15 protein-coding genes are annotated in these 18,645 nt (G+C 44.7%); 2 read left to right on the forward strand and 13 right to left on the reverse strand.

The features are described 5' to 3' along the window. Nucleotides 1-8: 8 nt before the first annotated feature. The 5 genes from ACZQK9_RS08840 to ACZQK9_RS08860 form a co-directional block, all read right to left on the reverse strand. The gene (locus tag ACZQK9_RS08840; RefSeq protein WP_178016924.1) at nt 9-986 is read right to left on the reverse strand and encodes a glycosyltransferase family 2 protein; all 978 of its coding nucleotides are present in this window, start codon (nt 984-986) and stop codon (nt 9-11) included. Nucleotides 987-1,130: 144 nt separating this feature from the next. Then, the gene (locus ACZQK9_RS08845) at nt 1,131-2,483 is read right to left on the reverse strand and encodes a cell wall hydrolase (protein ID WP_483270352.1); all 1,353 of its coding nucleotides are present in this window, start codon (nt 2,481-2,483) and stop codon (nt 1,131-1,133) included. A gap of 102 nt (nt 2,484-2,585) precedes the next feature. Then, a complete protein-coding gene (locus tag ACZQK9_RS08850) occupies nt 2,586-3,458 on the reverse strand; it encodes a DegV family protein (RefSeq protein ID WP_178016926.1) in 873 nt (290 codons plus the stop codon). A gap of 17 nt (nt 3,459-3,475) precedes the next feature. Further along, nucleotides 3,476-4,576, reverse strand: coding sequence for an N-acetylmuramoyl-L-alanine amidase (locus ACZQK9_RS08855; protein WP_178016927.1), 1,101 nt, complete (start codon nt 4,574-4,576; stop codon nt 3,476-3,478). A 142-nt stretch (nt 4,577-4,718) separates the two neighbouring features. Next, nucleotides 4,719-5,549: a DegV family protein gene (locus tag ACZQK9_RS08860; protein WP_178016928.1), complete on the reverse strand. Its 831-nt coding sequence runs from the start codon at nt 5,547-5,549 to the stop codon at nt 4,719-4,721. Nucleotides 5,550-5,784: 235 nt separating this feature from the next. On the opposite strand from ACZQK9_RS08860, the gene ACZQK9_RS08865 reads away from it, so the two are divergent. Continuing rightward, on the forward strand, nt 5,785-6,699 hold the full coding sequence (locus ACZQK9_RS08865) for a DUF368 domain-containing protein (protein ID WP_178016929.1): 915 nt from the start codon (nt 5,785-5,787) through the stop codon (nt 6,697-6,699). On the opposite strand, the gene ACZQK9_RS08870 is transcribed toward ACZQK9_RS08865, so the two are convergent. Beyond that, nucleotides 6,680-7,579 carry a DUF2156 domain-containing protein gene (locus ACZQK9_RS08870; RefSeq protein WP_483270353.1) on the reverse strand — a complete coding sequence of 300 codons (900 nt, stop codon included), beginning with the start codon at nt 7,577-7,579 and terminating at the stop codon, nt 6,680-6,682. The genes ACZQK9_RS08865 and ACZQK9_RS08870 overlap by 20 nt on opposite strands. A gap of 6 nt (nt 7,580-7,585) precedes the next feature. Beyond that, nucleotides 7,586-9,178, reverse strand: a complete 1,593-nt coding sequence (locus ACZQK9_RS08875) for a hypothetical protein (RefSeq protein WP_483270354.1) — start codon at nt 9,176-9,178, stop codon at nt 7,586-7,588. A 167-nt stretch (nt 9,179-9,345) separates the two neighbouring features. On the opposite strand from ACZQK9_RS08875, the gene gltX reads away from it, so the two are divergent. Further along, on the forward strand, nt 9,346-10,803 hold the full coding sequence (gltX, locus tag ACZQK9_RS08880) for a glutamate--tRNA ligase (protein WP_483270355.1): 1,458 nt from the start codon (nt 9,346-9,348) through the stop codon (nt 10,801-10,803). Nucleotides 10,804-10,954: 151 nt separating this feature from the next. On the opposite strand, the gene yfbR is transcribed toward gltX, so the two are convergent. The 6 genes from yfbR to ACZQK9_RS08910 form a co-directional block, all read right to left on the reverse strand. Beyond that, nucleotides 10,955-11,554 (reverse strand): 5'-deoxynucleotidase, encoded by a 600-nt coding sequence (yfbR, locus tag ACZQK9_RS08885; protein WP_483270356.1) that lies wholly within the window; start codon nt 11,552-11,554, stop codon nt 10,955-10,957. Nucleotides 11,555-11,637: 83 nt separating this feature from the next. Next, nucleotides 11,638-11,763 carry a hypothetical protein gene (locus ACZQK9_RS08890; protein ID WP_483270357.1) on the reverse strand — a complete coding sequence of 42 codons (126 nt, stop codon included), beginning with the start codon at nt 11,761-11,763 and terminating at the stop codon, nt 11,638-11,640. 188 nt (nt 11,764-11,951) lie between these two features. Beyond that, the gene (gene ftsH / locus ACZQK9_RS08895; RefSeq protein ID WP_117780797.1) at nt 11,952-13,847 is read right to left on the reverse strand and encodes an ATP-dependent zinc metalloprotease FtsH; all 1,896 of its coding nucleotides are present in this window, start codon (nt 13,845-13,847) and stop codon (nt 11,952-11,954) included. A gap of 205 nt (nt 13,848-14,052) precedes the next feature. Next, on the reverse strand, nt 14,053-15,288 hold the full coding sequence (glyA, locus tag ACZQK9_RS08900) for a serine hydroxymethyltransferase (RefSeq protein ID WP_117780796.1): 1,236 nt from the start codon (nt 15,286-15,288) through the stop codon (nt 14,053-14,055). A gap of 76 nt (nt 15,289-15,364) precedes the next feature. After that, entirely contained in the window at nt 15,365-16,273 is a 909-nt protein-coding gene (locus tag ACZQK9_RS08905; RefSeq protein ID WP_021985712.1) for a YihY/virulence factor BrkB family protein, read from the reverse strand. A gap of 15 nt (nt 16,274-16,288) precedes the next feature. After that, on the reverse strand, nt 16,289-18,643 hold the full coding sequence (locus ACZQK9_RS08910; protein WP_483270358.1) for a SpoIID/LytB domain-containing protein: 2,355 nt from the start codon (nt 18,641-18,643) through the stop codon (nt 16,289-16,291). Between the last annotated feature and the right edge of the window lie 2 nt (nt 18,644-18,645).

The raw sequence follows: 18,645 nt of genomic DNA on the forward strand, positions 1-18,645 counted from the left end.
GCTCCGATCTATAAATATGCATCATAACTATCTATAAATGCATCCCGTTTTTTCTTCGTAATTTTTTCTAAAACAAGCAGACACCGATAACGCAGCTTATCCCACGCAAAAAAACCGATATTACCGAAATACCGCACATAGTCAATCCTCAGATGTGTCATTTCCGCAATCTTCTTCAGATAAAAATGCTGACGTTTCCGGTCTCCGGCATTCTCGCATCGTTTCGCCGCGTCAATATAAATCATAAGCTTCCGATCCCATTTATATTGCTCCGGAAGATCTGCAATCAGATCTTTATATTTATGATTCTGGTATCTGACTGCCTGTACCCACCCATCAAACTTATTCGTAAGCCGGTGCTTATCTGAAATATTATGCCGCAACAGCATCAACGGTTCCTTCACAAACGCCACCTTTGTAATCTGGCACAACCGGATACATACATCATATTCCTGCCAGAATCGTATATTCTCATCAAAACAGCCAATCTGGAGCATCAGGGATTTTCGAACCATCATCATGGAAGTTGTGCAAAAAATAAATTTAAACACAAACTGGGATAAATCTCCCTGCTGGTCGTCCGCCGGAGTAACCTTCACCATCATATTCTGATAATCATATACATCGATATGTCCGCAAAAAACGAGTCCCACTTCCGGGTCTTCAAACAATGCAAGCTGTTTTTCAAGCTTGGTTGGAAACCATTCGTCATCATCATCCAGAAATGCAAGGAACTCTCCATTCGAAGCCTGAATCCCCCTGTTTCTCGCATAATTTCCGCCTTTTGATTCTTCTGGTGTGATAAATACAGGTTTTATCCTTGTATCCTTGATTCCCTCCAGATATGCACGTGTTTCATCCGTGGAAGCATCATCCACGACTATACATTCCAGATCCTGATATGTCTGATTCAACACACTTTCCACTGCTTTTTGTAACAAATCCCTACGATTTTTCGTTGTTATGATTGCGCTTATCTTACACATAGTTGCATTCTTCCCTATCCTTATAATTGTAGTCAGTTTAGCAAACTAAAACATTGATGTCAATGTTTCACACCTGGTTATAATACAGAAAAAAACAACACCCTGACAAAGTGCCAGGATGTTGTCTTATGCTTTTCAATTTTATTAAAAGAACACGTGATTTCCGATTTGCTTGTAAGTACCAAGTGTACTTGTATCCACATTTCTTGCCGGACGGAATGACATCAGATCTCCGATGTTGTTATTTCCTGCACATGCATCTCTGGCTGCCTGAATACAGCTTGCCTGTGCACCATTCTGAATCAGTCCCTGTAATCTGGAATCCGATACTACACTGAACTGATTTGCTGCATACACGACACTACTGATCGTGTTGCCCCATGCGCCGGACTGCAAACGATTCAATATTACATTTGCGACTGCAAGCTGTCCCTCATAGGACTCACTACCACATTCCAATGTCATAACAGCCGCCATCAGATTAATATCTGCATCACTCAAAGATACTGGTGTTCTGGATGAAGAACCAATTGTAGAACTGTTATTTGCCTGTGTTGTCGCTTCCGTAGTAGTCTGCTGTGTTGTCGAAAGCTTCTCCGTTGTGGTCTGTGTTGTCTGTTTGTTCTCCTCCACACTGCCTGTTGCCTTTTTCTCCTCTGTTGTAGATGCTGTATCTTCTGATGTCGCATCATTTTCCGCCTCTACCTCATCCACAGGCTCTGCCACACGATATCCCTCTGTGACTTCCATATAATCTGCACTTGCATATCCCTCTGCACCCGTCGCTACCTGAAGGCATACCCATGCATCATCTGTTTTCTCAGGTGTAACAGCATAAGTTACATTCTCATAAACCGCGCCAACAACCTCAGCGTCCTTACTCGCAGCTGCACGAAGGTTGATGCCATCCTCTTTTGCAACGGCTGTCATAGAATAATACTTCTTTGCAAGCGCATATGCTTCCTCACCGACTGTCACATAATCTGCTTTTACATATCCTTTTACATCACCGGATGTAATCTGCACCCATCCATCTGCCTGTGCAAGTACATCGCCACAGGCTCCGATATTCATGTGTCCAACGATTGCAGAATCTGTAGATGCCTCTGCACGGACATTCACATCGTCTCGATTGGCTGCACACTTATCTGAGAACTCAGCAACTGCCGCAGCAACCACTTCTTTTTCTTTTGCTTCCTTATCTGCTGTCATGACAGACTCTAAATCCGCACGGATCATATTTGTTCCGGATGCGTTCATAGAAGCCATCGAACTGTCCAGAATTACAACCTCTTCCACATTTCCTGAAGCGATTGCGGTCTCTGCCTTTGCTTCTTTTTTATCACCAATTACGATAACAGCCCCTGCACACATGGCAATCACTGTAATCATAATCGTAAAAGCTAAAATATTTCTGACTATGTAACGACTGTTAAATACATTCTTTGTAAGAAATAACCGCATATTCCGTACTTTTAACTTCGTTCTTCTACTCATTTCTTTCACCTTGCAAAATAATTTTGTAACTTTTTTCGTACATTGTTACATTTTTATTACAAATGTATCTTAACATTATCTTACAAAGGTGTCAATAGTTTGTTACATATTTGTTACAAACGCAATCGCTAACATACCGGAACCGACATGGGTACCGATGATTGGCCCAATCGGTGCGATCATCAGATTGTCCGCCTGCATGCCTGCATCCACTGCCATCTGTTTTAATTTCTCTGCTTTTTCAATACAATCCGCGTGTCCAATTACGGCACGAAGCTTCCCTAAATCTCCGCCCTCTTCAACAGTCTTTGCAATGAGATATTCCATTGCCTTGTTCGTGCCACGCGCCTTGGAACGGATCACCAGCTTACCTTCCTCATCTACACTCAGTATCGGCTTGATTTTAAGCGCACTTCCAACCATCGCCTCTACTGTCGATACACGTCCACCGCGTTTTAAATGGAACAGATCTTCCACCATAAACCAATGATGTACATGTCCACGTGTCTGCTTCACCCACTCTGCAAGGACATCCAGTTCCAGCCCTTCCCGCTTCTTGCGCACGATCTCATACAGAAACGCCCCCTGTCCAACAGCGGCTGAACGGGAATCCACACACACAACCTTTGCCTCCGGGTATTTGTCCAGCACCATATCCGCGCCAAGCACAGAGGATTGATACGAACCGCTTAAGCCGGAAGAAAAACTGATATATAAGATATCCTTTCCTTCTTTTACATATGGCTCAAAGAAATCCTGATACATCACCGGATTGATCTGTGATGTCACAGGCATCGCCCCCTTGCGCAGACGCTCATAAAAGCTTCCGATGTCACCGTCGCGCTCATCCAGATAATACTCGTATACCTGTTCCTCAATAGAATAGGAAAATGGTACGATCGGAACCTCTAACTCTTTTACAACCGCGATCGGCAGATCTGCCGTTGAATCACTTATAACGATATAGTCTCGCATACAATCTATCCTCCAATTTAATATCCATAATACGCATCCAAGCCATCTGCAAGTCCCTGAATGATCTCTTTCTGATAATCCTTGTCAATCAACTTGGATTCTTCCTCTGCATTGCTCAGATATCCCAGCTTGATCAGTGCTACCGGCTTTTCACTCCAGTTAATCGCTGTCATCTGATCCGTCTCGTAGATTCCCTGATTAGCACATGCTGTGTTATCCAGAACTCCCTGCATCAATCTCGTTGTCAGACGGTAACTGTCATTGTACAAATCACTGTTAAACTCACTGTCCTGCGTCATGCACACACCCATTACACCCGCCAGAGAGCTGTTCTCACTAAAGTTCATCTGGATACGCACATACACCGTTGCTTCCGAATCATTTGCAAGCAATGCGCGATCCTTGTTTGACAGATTGATCTCATCGGTATCTCTTGTCATCAACACCTGATATCCACGGCTTTCCAGCTCAGTCTTTAACAGATTCGCATAGGTTAAATTCAATTCACTTTCTTTCGTTCCAAGTGTCGTTCCAACATTTCCGGTAGAAGCCCCCTGCTTGGTCACATCAGTATCCGGTCCGATCTCGACCTGCTCGGCATTCACAACTGCCTGATTGGCTGGATCAAGCATAACAATCTTCTTTATCTTATCGGCATCACTTTTTGTCGCCGTATCCGTCGGCGTTTCTTCCTCGGTTGTATCTGGCAGGATTCCGGCTGGCGGCTCTGTCTGAATCACATATTCGGAATACACATAAAATGTACTGCCATCCACAAGAACCTTCGTCCACTCTTCATTGTAACCAACACGATTCAATACCTCACCACCCGGAAGCAGTTTGTAGATATCCGCATCTGTAGACGCCGCCACACGGACATTAATCGTCTCACCCAGAGTTTTTACATAATCATTTGTAATATAAAACCCATCTGCGTCCATCGGCAGATCCGGTTCCTGTGCCGCATCCGCATTCGTTGCAACAACTACAGGTGCTGCTGTCGTAACCATCTCGGTTGTTCCATCCTGTTTTTTCCCACAGCCACCAACCAACATCATACAAACGGCACCAATCAGCCAGCCCGCCAGTTTATTTCTTCGATTTAATTTTTTCTTCATAGCTTGTTACTCCTATTTTCATACTTCAATTCATCTGTAAAAAGCGTATTTATAAATAGTATCATTCCATAAAAAAAAAGACAAGATGTTTTTCCGCATCTTGTCCTTTTAAACCTTGCTTTAACTCTTTTAAATTGTTATATCAGAAACAAACAATCACACCACCACGGCTCTCGTAAGTGGTACTGACCCCATAGGCATCAAGAATCTTCACATCTGTAAATCCAAATTGTTCCATCAAAATCTTTTTCACGTTCTTACAGCGTTCCATGCTTCCGCACTGCGTAATCCGGACCGGTTTTGTATTGTCATAGCCTTCCTTCTCAATATGTGACAACAGCTTATTTAAAGCTTTGTTCATCCCCCTTGCCTGATCAAGCTGCTGGATTTCTCCATCCACTCCATGCAATACCGGCTTGATATTCAACATATTGGCTGCCAGCGCCTTTACCTTCGTAATTCTCCCATTCTTCCGCATCGTATCAAGACTGTCTAATACGAAAAGTGTACGGATCTCTCCAACATATGTTTCTGTCTTTTCCACGATTGTCTTGAAATCAAGATTCTGCTCTATATAACTCTCCAGACGTTCACAAATCAGATGCTGTGCTGCCGCAGCGGACTTGGAATCAAACACATGGATCTTTACATCCGGATGGTTCTCCTGATAGATCTGCTTTGCAAGCATTGCACTGTTGTAGGAGCCACTTAGCTTAGAAGAAAGTGTCACAACAAATACATTCTCTGCACCCTCAAAATGCTGCATATAATTCTCAGGGGATGGGCAGGATGAACGTGGACAATCCGGGCAACGTTCTACCATATCCAGATATTTCTCCTGATCAAATGTATCATCGTCAATCACATCCGTATCTCCAACTGTGAGAATCAATGGCACCCGGCTGATATATTCCTTTTTCAAATCCTCGGCTGTAAAATCACAACAGCTGTCTCCAACAATCTTATATTTCATAGTTTTCGCCTTTCAACTCTTTCGGAACTATTACACGTGGTTTTTAATACTACATATAATAGCATGTCAAAACACGAATTGCAACCCATTCTTATACGAATTCATAAGTTTTTCATGATTTATAAAATATTTATCTTTTATTTACCTTTTTCAAATTGTATTTTTATACCTTTCATAGTATAATTTCAAAAGTTTGTATTATACATTCAATATAATAATGAAGGAGTACGAAAACGTGAATTTTTTAGTTGATCTGATCAAAGGTGTTTTTGTCGGTATCGCAAATGTTATTCCGGGGGTCAGCGGAGGTACGATGGCAGTTTCGTTCGGCATCTATGACAAGCTGCTGAATGCAATTTCCAGCCTCTTGAAAAGCTTCAAAAAAAGCTTTTTGACCCTGCTTCCGATCATACTCGGAATGGCAATTGGAATTGTTGGTTTTACTTATATCATTCCGTGGCTGCTTGCAAACTTTCCATTTGCAACTTCCTGTGCATTTACAGGACTGATCATCGGTGGTATTCCAGCTATCTTACGTTCCCTGAAGGACGGCTGGCAAAGTGAAGAGAAGAAATCTCTGCTTGTGAACATTCTTGTATTTTTGATTTTACTTGCCGTAGCAATGGCAATGGTATTTTTAAATGGTGACAGCGAAAGCGGCATTGCACTTACCGCAAGCGCCGGTATGATCGTGAAGATCTTCTTCATGGGTATTATCGCAAGTGCAACCATGGTAATCCCTGGTGTCAGTGGCTCTTTAGTGCTTATGATCCTTGGATATTACTTCGGTGTTATCAATTCTGTAAAACAGTTTGTAGAGGCACTCCGCACACTGAATCTGCAGGGCATGCTGAATCAGCTTTACATCCTGATTCCTTTTGCAATTGGCTGTGTACTTGGAATCTTCTTTATCTCCAAGCTCATAAGCTATCTGCTGAAGCATTTTGTATCTGCGACGTTCAGCGGAATCTTCGCACTTGTAGCATCTTCTCCGATTTCGATCTTCTATAAGGTAAATCAGGAATACAGCATGAATGGAACTTCCGTCGTATCCATCATCGTCGGTGTGGTTCTGCTGGTTGCATGTGTAGCATTAACCTTATTCATGGAAAAACTCGGAGCACCGGAATCTACGGTGTCCGAGTCTTAGTTACGATTCCTTTCTCCACAAGGCTGTCCGGCTGATAGGACAGCTTTGCCTGGCGAAGTCCGGGAATTCCCATATCTTCTTCCCGATTTATATAGGTATAGTCCGACAATTCCCGTCTGACGAATTCCCGATTGATCATGGCATATGCACCTTGTACATCTGCGTATGCCTTTTCAAAATGAACATCAAAGGTGTCTTCTGTTAACCGTTCTCCCAGAGTAAACGCAACAACCTTGCCATCCGCACGGATCAGTCCGCCAATCATGCCAAACATCTTCCGATGCGCAAGCGCATAGGCAATGATTGCTTTCTCATTTTCTTTATCCCCATCGTGTTCCGGGTTGTTCTCCCGCGCCCATGCTTCTTCTAATTCCAGACATTCCTTCCAGTTTTTCCCATTGATCCGCTCATACTGATAATCCGGGTAATTCTCTAAAAACCGGTTGATATGGTTTCGCTTTGCATGCAGCTTCTTGCCTGCAAGTGTCGCTAGCGATTCCTGTCTGTACAGATAATCGGCACTGTCTCTGTCATATTCGATCTGATACTGTCCCGGATACCAGCGTTCAATCATCTCGAACATTTCCGGCTCCACCATATACATAGTAAATGGCAGATTACTTTCTCCAAAGTAATCTACCACCCTGTCAAATGCATCCTTTGGATCGTGTTCCCCAACCGGGAACGTAAATGAGGTCGGGACACCATCCTCCACTCTGCAAAACACAAGCATGTCCTCTAAAATCGTGAATTTCGTCTGATAGAAATCACACCAGAACAGACTGTTTGCAGCGGAAAATTCGCATCCTCTGTAATGATTGTACTGTAAATAATGATCTAACAACTCTTTGGTCTCGATACTCGGTCTGATAATGTCCATATTTGTCTATTTTCCTTCCAATAATGTATCGACGTCATTTCGTCCGTACGCACATAATTGTTTGCGGATTTCCTGAATTGTATACTCGTCTGCATGAATTTCCACCTTATCCAGCAGATGATCCACATAACCACACCACTTCTCGTAGATACGGACCAGATCCTGTTCCGTCGGTTCCTTCTTCTTGTGATCATTCAAGGAAACCGTACCTGACATAATCTCCTTCATCGTAAGTGTCCGCGGCTCAATGCCATATGCGATATAGCGGATTTCCTCAGTACGAACCAATGCACAGTCATACATCTCTACCAACAAATCCTCGATACAGTCATCTGCAATATTAAAATGGTGATAATATGCTTCAATCGGACGGCGTGCCGGACGGTCTGCCGCATCCTCTTTGTTATACCAATAGAAATCCTCGTCACTTGCAACCTTGGATTTCGCACGTTTATTCTTCTTTGAACCATAGGAAGAAAGCTCTTCATTGATGCCAAACATCGTCTCAACCGGCACCTTTGCCGCCTTCAGATCTCCCATGATGGCTGCACCCATCGCCTCTGCTTCCCGTACGGACGCAGCAAGCGCTTCGTTACTGATATTGATCTCCGGAATATCCGGTCCAAATGCCGAATCAGAAAAGTCTTCTTTTGAAGCCTCTGATTTCGGTTCTGCAACCGCTTCCGGTTGTTTCTTCTGCTTTCTTACATGTTTTTTCTTCTGCTTCTTTGGAGATTCAACCGGCATCTCTGTTTCTGCTGGTTCCTCTGTCGTTGTAACAGATTCCGGTTCCTGTTCTGTTGGAACACCTTTTTCTATCAGTTCCGACGTTTCTGTAATATTCTCCGATTCCGATGAATCCGTAATTTCCTCCGGTTCAGCGAAATTACTTTCCACATCTTCCGGTTCCCCGTAAACATCCGGCATAGCTTCTTCTATGTGCTCTGTTTCTGATGTCTCAGTTATATCTATATCTGCATCTTCCACTGGTGTTTCCAATTCTGTTTCAATCTCTGGAATAACATCTGCATCTTCCGCCGGTGTTTCCTTTTCCTGCATTGAATTCCATCGTTCTTCCTTAACTGCCTTTGTGTCAATCTCCTGTGTCGGTGCATTTGCCTGTTCGTGATCAATCTGCAAAGATCCCGGTACATCAAATGCACTATCAAGCTCTGCGTCATAGTCGTCAACTTCTACGTTCTCATAATCTTCGTAAGAATCATCTACATCGGCTGCATCAACTTCTTCATAGTCACCCTCGTCTGTATCAGTGTCATACCCGCCAGCCTCAGCGTATTCATCTTCATACTCATCGTCATAGCCAGCCTCATCCTGTGCAAACGCAGAATCTCCACCCGGCATATCCAGATTATCTACATAGAAATCATCCGATAACATGGCATCTGCATCATCAAATACCGTTTGTCCTTCGTCCGGCTGTTCGGTATCTTCATACTCTGTTCCATCCTCAAACTCATCCTCGTCATCATAGCGGCGCTTTGACTTGCTTGCAATCACAGCAATTGTTGCTATAACCATAATCAGAAATAGCGCAAGCAATGCGACAAAATATATCATTGAAATCATTGATCGATCCATATCATTTCCCAGCTTTCTTAAAAAATAACCACTCCCAAAAATGAGAACAATCCTTTTGTAGTATACTAAAAATAATTTCAATAATCAACATTATGTTGTAAAATGATTTTTCCTTTGTTATAATTTCCTAAGAATTTATCTGTTATACAGGAGGCTATCATATTAAAATGGCAAAGAAGATTAGAACAAGATTTGCACCAAGCCCAACCGGCCGGATGCATGTAGGAAATTTGAGAACTGCATTATACGCATACCTGATTGCAAAGCATGAGGGTGGCGATTTTATTTTGCGTATCGAGGATACGGACCAGGAGCGTGAGGTAGAAGGCGCTGTCGACATCATCTACCGTACCCTAAAGGAAACAGGACTTGAGCACGACGAAGGGCCGGACAAGGACGGCGGCGTTGGTCCATACATCCAGAGTGAGCGCCAGAAGAAGGGCATCTACTTAGAATATGCGAAGAAGCTGATCGACAAGGGCGAGGCATACTACTGCTTCTGCGATGAGTGCCGTCTGAAGACACTTGTCACCGAATTCGAGGGAAAGACCATCTCCCGCTACGACAAGCACTGCTTACACCTGTCCAAGGAAGAGGTTGAGGCAAACCTTGCGGCTGGCAAGCCATATGTTATCCGTCAAAACAACCCGGAAGAGGGCACAACAACATTCTCTGACGAGCTGTACGGTGACATCACAGTTCCGAACATCGAGCTTGACGACATGATCCTGATCAAGTCCGACGGTTTCCCAACCTACAACTTCGCAAATGTTGTGGACGACCATCTGATGAACATTACACACGTTGTCCGCGGAAATGAATACTTATCTTCCTCTCCAAAGTACAACCGTCTCTATGATGCATTTGGATGGGAGGTTCCAACCTATATCCACTGTCCACTGATCACGAACGAAGATCACCAGAAGCTCTCCAAGCGTAGTGGTCACTCATCTTTCGAGGATCTGTTGGAGCAGGGATTTTTGACCGAAGCAATCATCAACTTCGTTGCATTGCTCGGCTGGAGCCCGGAGGATAACCGTGAGATCTTCTCTTTGCAGGAGCTGGTAGAAGCATTTGACTACCACAATATCTCCAAGTCTCCGGCAGTTTTAGATATGACGAAGCTCAAATGGATGAACGGCGAGTACATCAAGGCAATGGACGATGAGAAGTTCTACGAGACGGCACTTCCTTACATCCGGGAAGTCGTTGGCGACAAGATGGATGCGAAGAAGATTGCCGCTATGGTAAAGACAAGAATCGAAGTATTCCCGGACATCAAGGAGCAGATTGATTTCTTAGCAGCCGTACCGGAATACGATATCGCAATGTATACACACAAGAAGATGAAGACAAACGCTGAGAATTCATTGCAGTTATTAAAAGAAGTTCTTCCGGTTCTTGAGGCACAGGAAGCGTTCGACAATGACAGCCTGTTCGCGGCTCTTTCCGCATTCGGTAAAGAGCACGAGTACAAGACCGGCTTCGTCATGTGGCCGCTTCGTACCGCTGTATCCGGCAAGCAGGCAACACCTGGCGGCGCAACCGAGCTTATGAGTATCCTTGGCAAGGACGAAACACTTGCAAGAATCAATGCCGCGATTTTGAAGCTGGAGAATGCATAATCTCTCAGCGCAAGCATATAAGCTATGATAAATCAATCGTCATGATATAATCTCATGTAGACGCGCTCCCGCTCAGAGAAAACACGCAGCGGATACAAAAAATAGGGACTACCTGAAATGGTAGCCCCTATTTTTGTACCGACGTGTTTTTTTAATTCAACTCATCGAGCGTCTTCGCATAAGCTGGCAGGAATTCCTGCACGAAGTCCTTTACTTCCGGGTAGCTATCGGATAGCTCCTGCACCATCTGCTCCGTGCTTTCTTTCGCCTTGACGAATTCGCGGTTGCCGGTTTTTTCTTCCTCCATACACTTGATCAATGCAGAGAGTTTATCTGCCGCTTTTACGAGCTTCCACAGATACTTCGTCTCTTCCGTATCATCGCCCTGCTTGAAGAAGTAGTCCCGGTAATATGTCTGCAGATCTTCCGGAAGCTGTCCGATCAGCTTCTCGCACGCTTCATCCTCGATGGAATGAAACAAATCCTTCATCCGGTTGTTGTAATACTTGATTGGTGTCGGCATATCGCCGGTGATGATCTCAGACGCGTCGTGATACAGTCCGATCACTGCCGCCTTGTCGGCATCTAAATGCTTGCCATACCGCACATTCCCGATCACGCAGAGCGCATGCGCCAGCATGCTCACCTCCAAACTATGCTCGGACAACGTCTCCGGGTATGTGTTCCGCATGAGTGCCCAGCGTTCAATGTATTTCATGCGCGCCACCGTCGCAAAGAAATTGTATTCCATTTTGATTTTCCTCCACATGTTTGAAACGTATTGTGATTTCTATATCCATGTATCAACAATCAGAAATATATGATGTATTGAAACTAAGAAGTACTAAATGTTCTGATATACACAATAATATCGTCCGCAACCGCCGCACGGGTATTGCCCCCTCGCTTCGCTCGTCGGCAGATTGTCGGGCGCATCCTAAATATGAATCTACGATTCATATGAGCCCTCCGCTCGCCGTCCGTGGCTCAGTGGCGGCTTGTTTGAACATCGTGTTCAAACATTGCTGAATATTTACAGAACATCAAGTACTTCTAAGTTCCAATCATATTTATATTTCCAGACATGGATACATACGGATATAGAAACCACAAAAACGTTTCCTGCTATTTATTAAAAATCACGTTTCCTACTGTACCTTCTCCGCTTCCGTAAGCTTCACGTTCTGGTATTTCTCATACAGTTCCATGAATTCCTTGCCACTCAGATTTTCCTTCTCGTAGAGTACCTGCGCGATCGCATCGAGTGTCGGCATATTCTTTTTCAGTAACTTGTATGCCTTCTCGTAGCTTGCTTTCATCATGTTCTTGACTTCGGTATCGACCTTCGTCTCTGTCTCGGAAGAACAGTTAAGTACGCGGCGGTTATCCAAGTATTCTCCGGTTACGCCTTCGAGCTGCACCATGCCGAACTTCTCGGACATACCGTACATCGTGATCATCGTCCGCGCCAAGCTCGTCGCCTTCTCGATATCGTTGGAGGCACCATTCGTAACGGAATCAAACTTCAGCTCCTCCGCGGCACGCCCCGCCAGAAATGTCACGATATCCTCTTCCATTTCTTTCTTCGTCTGCAGCTGCTTCTCTTCCTCCGGCACCTGCCATACATAGCCAAGCGCGCCGGATGTACGCGGTACGATCGTGATACGCTGGATTGGAAGCGTGTTCTTCTGCAATGCGGCAACAAGCGCGTGTCCAACCTCATGATAGGCAACGATTTTCTTCTCTCTTGGGGAAAGCAGCTTCTCCTTCTTCTCTTTTCCGGCAAATACAACTTCCACCGAAGCGATCAGATCCTTCTGGGATACATAATCCCGCTTGTTACGGACAGCCATTAACGCTGCCTCATTGATGATATTCGCAAGGTCTGCACCGACAGCCCCGGATGTGGCAAGTGCAAGCTCCTTGAAATCTACCGTCTCATCCATCTTGACATTCTTGGAATGTACCTTGAGTGTATCGATACGTCCCTGCATATCCGGCTTTGACACGATGATTCTACGGTCGAACCGTCCCGGACGAAGCAATGCCTTGTCAAGTACCTCCGGGCGGTTTGTCGCAGCAAGCACGATAATTCCCTTCGAGCTGTCGAAACCATCCATCTCCGATAAGAGCTGATTCAAGGTCTGTTCCCGCTCGGAATCGCCACCGCCATGACGCGTGTCACGCTTTCCTCCGATCGCATCGATCTCATCGATAAATATGATACATGGCGCCATATTGTTTGCCTTGCGGAACAGATCACGCACACGGCTCGCACCGACACCAACAAACATCTCCACGAACTCCGAACCGGACAGCGAAAAGAACGGAACGTTCGCCTCTCCGGCAACCGCCTTGGCAAGCAGCGTCTTACCGGTTCCCGGAGGTCCTACAAGCAGGGCTCCCTTCGGCAGCTTCGCACCGATCTTTAAGTACCGGTCCGGCTGATCTAAGAAATCCACCATCTCGCAGAGGGATTCCTTTGCCTCCTCCTGACCGGCAACATCCGCGAATGTCACACCGGTTTTCTTCTCCACATACATCTTTGCATTGCTTTTTCCGATGCCGCCGGATTTGGACATATTCCGCATCAGTAACGACATCAGCAGATAGAAGGCACCGATCATTACCACATACGAGAGAATCGTCGAAACGACTGCATTTTTCCCTTCATCCATTTCCTCAAACTGCACACCCGCCTTCTGCAGACGGTCCACGATCTTGTAATCACTGATGCGGATCACATAATACGTCTTGTCCATCTCCGCACCCGTCTCCTTCGAGATCGGCGTGAAGCTGATCCGGTCATTGTAGAGCTTCACATCGGTAACTAATTTATCATCAAGCATCTGCAGGAATGTGTCATACGTGATCTTCTCCTGTTTGGACTGCTGTATCGCCGTAATTCCCTGCCAGATCATAAATGTCAATAGAATGGATACGATCCATATCACCACCGTCTTGGATGGCTTTTTCTTATTATTATTCGAATTCCGGTTGTCCGAATTGTTCTCCGGGGCGGAATTTTTCTGCTGATTTTCCATATATCATTCTCCGTTATTCAAGCGTACTTATCTATAAATCTCATACAACCATGAGCAAGCTATTTCTTTCTGTATTATTAAGATATTTCTTAAGACATAATAAACCGGAAGCCACATGTCAAGGGAACGGATTCCCTCTCGCGCAGCCCCCGGTTTTGCATTTGATTTTACTTAGTATACGATTTGATCTCGTTCTTTATGCGTATTATGCATACAATGGATACTTGTCTGTGATGCTCTTTACAAGTGCCATTGCCTTGTCATTATCCTTGTCAATGACTGCAGCCTTGATTGCATCTGCGATCACAATCATATCATCTTCTTTTGCACCACGTGTTGTGATAGCCGGTGTACCAAGACGGATACCACTTGTAACAAATGGCGACTTTGGATCGTTCGGTACCGTATTCTTGTTCGCTGTGATATGAACAGAATCGAGAAGCTTCTCCACTTCCTTACCGGTCAGGTCAAGGTTCTGTAAGTCAACAAGCATCAGGTGATTGTCTGTACCGCCGGATACGATCTTGAATCCACGCTCAGTCAGTGCCTGTGCCAGACATGCTGCGTTCTTCACAACCTGCTTCTGATACTCTTTGTATTCATCTGTCAGTGCTTCCTTCAGGCAGACAGCCTTACCTGCAATCACGTGCATCAGAGGACCACCCTGAATACCTGGGAACACTGCCTTATTGAAGTTATATTTCTCATTTACTTCATTGCTGGAAAGAATCATACCACCACGCGGACCACGCAATGTCTTGTGCGTTGTGGTTGTTGTTACGTGTGCGTATGGGATTGGGCTTTCATGAAGTCCGGCAGCAACCAGACCTGCGATATGTGCCATATCTACCATAAGTACTGCGCCAACCTCATCTGCAATCTCACGGAAACGCTTGAAATCAATTGCTCTCGCATATGCAGATGCACCAGCTACGATCATCTTCGGCTTGCATTCCTTCGCAATGCGGAGTACCTCATCATAATCAATAAAACCATCATCGTTAACACCGTAAGGTACGACATTGAAATACTTACCTGACATATTGACCGGTGAACCGTGTGTCAGATGTCCACCGTGTGCCAGATTCATTCCCATAAATGTATCGCCCGGCTGCAAAATAGCGAAGAATACTGCCATATTTGCCTGTGCGCCGGAATGTGGCTGAACATTGACATATTCACATCCAAACAACTTCTTTGCCCGCTCTCTAGCAAGGTCTTCCACTACATCAACATACTCACATCCGCCATAATAACGCTTTCCCGGATACCCTTCAGCGTATTTGTTTGTAAGCGGACTTCCCATAGCTGCCATAACTGCCTTGGATACGATATTCTCTGATGCGATCAGCTCAATATTATGATCCTGTCTGTTGATCTCGTCCGTCATTGCCTGTGCAATCTCTGGATCGAAATTTGCTATTTCATCAAAACTGTACATCTTTGTCCCTCCATCTTGTTATAATTCTATCTGTTAGATTATCGCACATCCCTTGGGGAGTGTCAACCGATTGACCTTAAGATATCTCTGCTTTTTCTTTCTGATTTTTTTTAATTTTTTGTTTTTCTTCCCGTTTAGCTTTTTTCTTCATGTGGTATTTTTCCCGGTATTTCCAGATCAGATCTGACAGATAATAATTGATTTCTGCACCATACAAAACAATCTGCATACCGATATACAGCCAGATGATAATCAATACGACAGATGTCATACTACCATACATCTTTGAATTATCCGCCGAATATTTGATATATACAGAAAATCCCCGCGTCATCAGCATCCATGCAAGCGAAGCAAGCACAGCTCCGGTAAACTCATGCCGCATATGTCCGCGCCGGTTCGGAAGCTGATAATAAATCAGAAGCAAAAAGACAAAGATAACAAGAAATGTCACAACATTCTTCAAGCTCAAAATCAAAAGTGTTGCATCTGCAAATGCCGGGTAATTGTCAATAATCTTATGGGCGATCTGCGAACCGAATGCCTGTATCGCGATCACGACGATACAAAGTACCATAAACACCAGTGTATATAACGCACAGATCAGCCGCACAAGGAAATAATTTTTGTTCTGTTCCACACCATAAATTTTATTTAACCCGGTCGAGAGTGCCTGAATGCCCTTTGCTGCAGACCACAAGCTGACAAATACCGTAATGAGTGTAAACGACTGCACATTTGCATTGACTACATCATCCACAATATACGCCACATAAGATTCCAGTCCGCTCGGTACGACACGCAGAATATAGCCAAGTACATTTGTGTTCATAACGGACAGCTTCGATACGATCATAACAAGCAGCATCATAAACGGAAAAAATGAAAGCATGACAAAGAAAGCAACCTGTGCCGCATACGCCGGCACGCTGTCTGCGGTTGCTTTGTTCACAAATTTGATAATAAACCGAACGACCTTTTTCATACATCCCCCGTTTTGTTATTCTGAATCTGCTGTTTCCTCTCCATCATCCATTGTATAGATCGACGTAAAATCAACATACGAAAAATAATGCCGTAATATATATTTGTAGCTTTTTCCCTGTCTGCCAAGCACGCCGGCACCATAGATACTCATTCCTGCACCATGTCCGAATCCACCACCATGAACGACAAATCCCGCGTCTGTCTTCTCCACATAATAATATGGGCTTGGAAGTGACGTCCAGCCAGTTACCGTCGAGTCATCCTGCCGTACAATCTCCTGATTGACTGGATTCAAGATCGCACGGATATTGCTCTGTCCGCTGATGGATATCGTATGTTCACTGCCGTGGATGACAAGCTTGGATACAACACCACTCACCGTCCGCTCTGTCACCTCGATCTCTGTCACGGTTCCAAGCTCCGGCACGTCTGCCGATACAAACTCGCCGGTTTCATCCTCGACAAGTATCGCCTCTGCCATCAGAGATTTTCGGTTTTCCAAAACCGTCTCGATCGCGTCTGTCATTTCTTCCTGCGTAAATGTTATATCCCACCGATAGTACGGCGAATCTTTATCTATAATAGTATACGCATCACTATCTGTCAAAAATGCCTCAAAATCAGCTTCATCCGATAAATCGATCTTGTCCTTATCCAGATTCTCCACATTGGACTCCAGATAACTATACGCATCGCCGCCCCAGATCTCAGCATTCGTGCAGGTCGTTCCGAAAGATGTGTTAAATGTCATCGGTACGATCAGTGTTCCGTGATACGTCGGAACAAGCCCGTATGTATCCTTTACCGCGCGGATCGATGCATCGGTCTCTGCCACATTATTATATACCTGACACAGACTAGAATCGTCAAGATGCGCATGATATTCTGCGTAGCTTTCATCCTTTAACTTCGCATATGCCGTTCCTCTGGCACAGATTGCCATCGCCTGCATGGCTGCATCCGGGTAATCCGACGGCATTGCATTTGCCACGACATTTGCCAGATATCGTTCTAATGAAAGCTCATTGATCACATAGATATATCCATCCTGTACATCAAGCTCCATTGTTCCATCGTATTCCGGATTGCCACATTCGCGTGTCACGCTGAGCAGCTTGATCCGCCCACTGTGTGTATCCGGTGTTACCTTCAACACTTCGTCTTTTTCATACTCCGATGCCTGAATCGTCACCATATCGCCTGCCTGATACTTCGTCTCTGTCTCATCCGGATTCGTTACTGTAAACGCAGATGTCGCTGTGAGCTGTACCATTTCCATCTCATAGGATGTGTAATCATCATTACTGATAATTACGCGGATATCCTCACTTTTCAGTTCCTGATTGATCACGACAGCCCCGACTTTTCCATCCTGCATATACATGTCTACATACGAATAGCCGGTCAACAGGGAAAGGCTCTCCTCATCCACGGCATCCTCATAGACGTTATACATTTTATAATGCTCCGCAAGTGTGAGTCCGCCGACATTTTCCACCTGAATGTCTGTATCTCCCGTCGAAATGACTCTGCCACGCAGCACCTTCTGTGGTCGTTCAATCTTACAGATTCCTGCATAGTTAAAGACAAGATTTGCCACATAGCCTGCCGTCTCATAGTCAGCTTTGGTCTGTCTGTCCGCATCCAGACTCGTTGCGACTGTCACAGCTTCATCCGAGACACCCTCCATCCGGACAGGGTAGATCTTTTCCAGATTTCCATATAAGAAGGTACACATACCATCCGAGATTTCCTTCACCCATACATTCTGCAATGTAATTTCAGAATTGCCAAGGCTGTTTATCTTGAAAATCATGCCATTCTTCATATAGACATCAAGCACGTTTCCCTCATAGGTTTCATCAATTTCAAATTCTGCATTATAGGTGTCCTGTCCATCAGAAAAAGACGTTTTATCCTCCTCTGATATTGCAAGCACCAAAATATCTTTGCGAAGCAGCCCCTTCACGGTTGCCGACGCCACAATCCTCTCATAGAAGTCCTCGAATTCCGCCTTTGTCACATAGTCAGAATCCTTCTTTCCATTTAATGCTTCCTCATAAATGGACGTTTTTACCTGTATTACCTGTGCCACTGACTTCACAAACGCCGCATCGATCACTTCACTCTTCTTCAAAGGATCGATCAAACGGGATAATGCCTCAGATTCTGCCTTTGTATCTGCCAGATAACTGACGACCTTCTCCACATCTCCATATGTGTAATATACGCTATAATCTACAGCTGCTTCGGTTATCTCCGTATTTTGTTCTGCTTTGTGCATATGCCGTGCGATCTCATGACCGGCTATCATAAGGATTCCCGTTACAACCAGCAATAAAACAAACGTGAGTATCTTCTTTTTCACGT

It is taken from the genome of Wujia sp. (assembly GCF_056872695.1).

Coding starts and splice junctions, on each gene's coding strand:
- ACZQK9_RS08905 (WP_021985712.1), bottom strand. CDS start 16,273: ATGAAAAAGGTCGTTCGGTTTATTATCAAATTTGTGAACAAAGCAACC.
- ftsH (WP_117780797.1), bottom strand. CDS start 13,847: ATGGAAAATCAGCAGAAAAATTCCGCCCCGGAGAACAATTCGGACAAC.
- ACZQK9_RS08890 (WP_483270357.1), bottom strand. CDS start 11,763: ATGAATCGTAGATTCATATTTAGGATGCGCCCGACAATCTGCCGACGA.
- glyA (WP_117780796.1), bottom strand. CDS start 15,288: ATGTACAGTTTTGATGAAATAGCAAATTTCGATCCAGAGATTGCACAG.
- ACZQK9_RS08845 (WP_483270352.1), bottom strand. CDS start 2,483: ATGAGTAGAAGAACGAAGTTAAAAGTACGGAATATGCGGTTATTTCTT.
- ACZQK9_RS08875 (WP_483270354.1), bottom strand. CDS start 9,178: ATGGATCGATCAATGATTTCAATGATATATTTTGTCGCATTGCTTGCG.
- ACZQK9_RS08855 (WP_178016927.1), bottom strand. CDS start 4,576: ATGAAGAAAAAATTAAATCGAAGAAATAAACTGGCGGGCTGGCTGATT.
- ACZQK9_RS08860 (WP_178016928.1), bottom strand. CDS start 5,549: ATGAAATATAAGATTGTTGGAGACAGCTGTTGTGATTTTACAGCCGAG.
- yfbR (WP_483270356.1), bottom strand. CDS start 11,554: ATGGAATACAATTTCTTTGCGACGGTGGCGCGCATGAAATACATTGAA.
- ACZQK9_RS08850 (WP_178016926.1), bottom strand. CDS start 3,458: ATGCGAGACTATATCGTTATAAGTGATTCAACGGCAGATCTGCCGATC.
- ACZQK9_RS08840 (WP_178016924.1), bottom strand. CDS start 986: ATGTGTAAGATAAGCGCAATCATAACAACGAAAAATCGTAGGGATTTG.
- gltX (WP_483270355.1), top strand. CDS start 9,346: ATGGCAAAGAAGATTAGAACAAGATTTGCACCAAGCCCAACCGGCCGG.
- ACZQK9_RS08870 (WP_483270353.1), bottom strand. CDS start 7,579: ATGGACATTATCAGACCGAGTATCGAGACCAAAGAGTTGTTAGATCAT.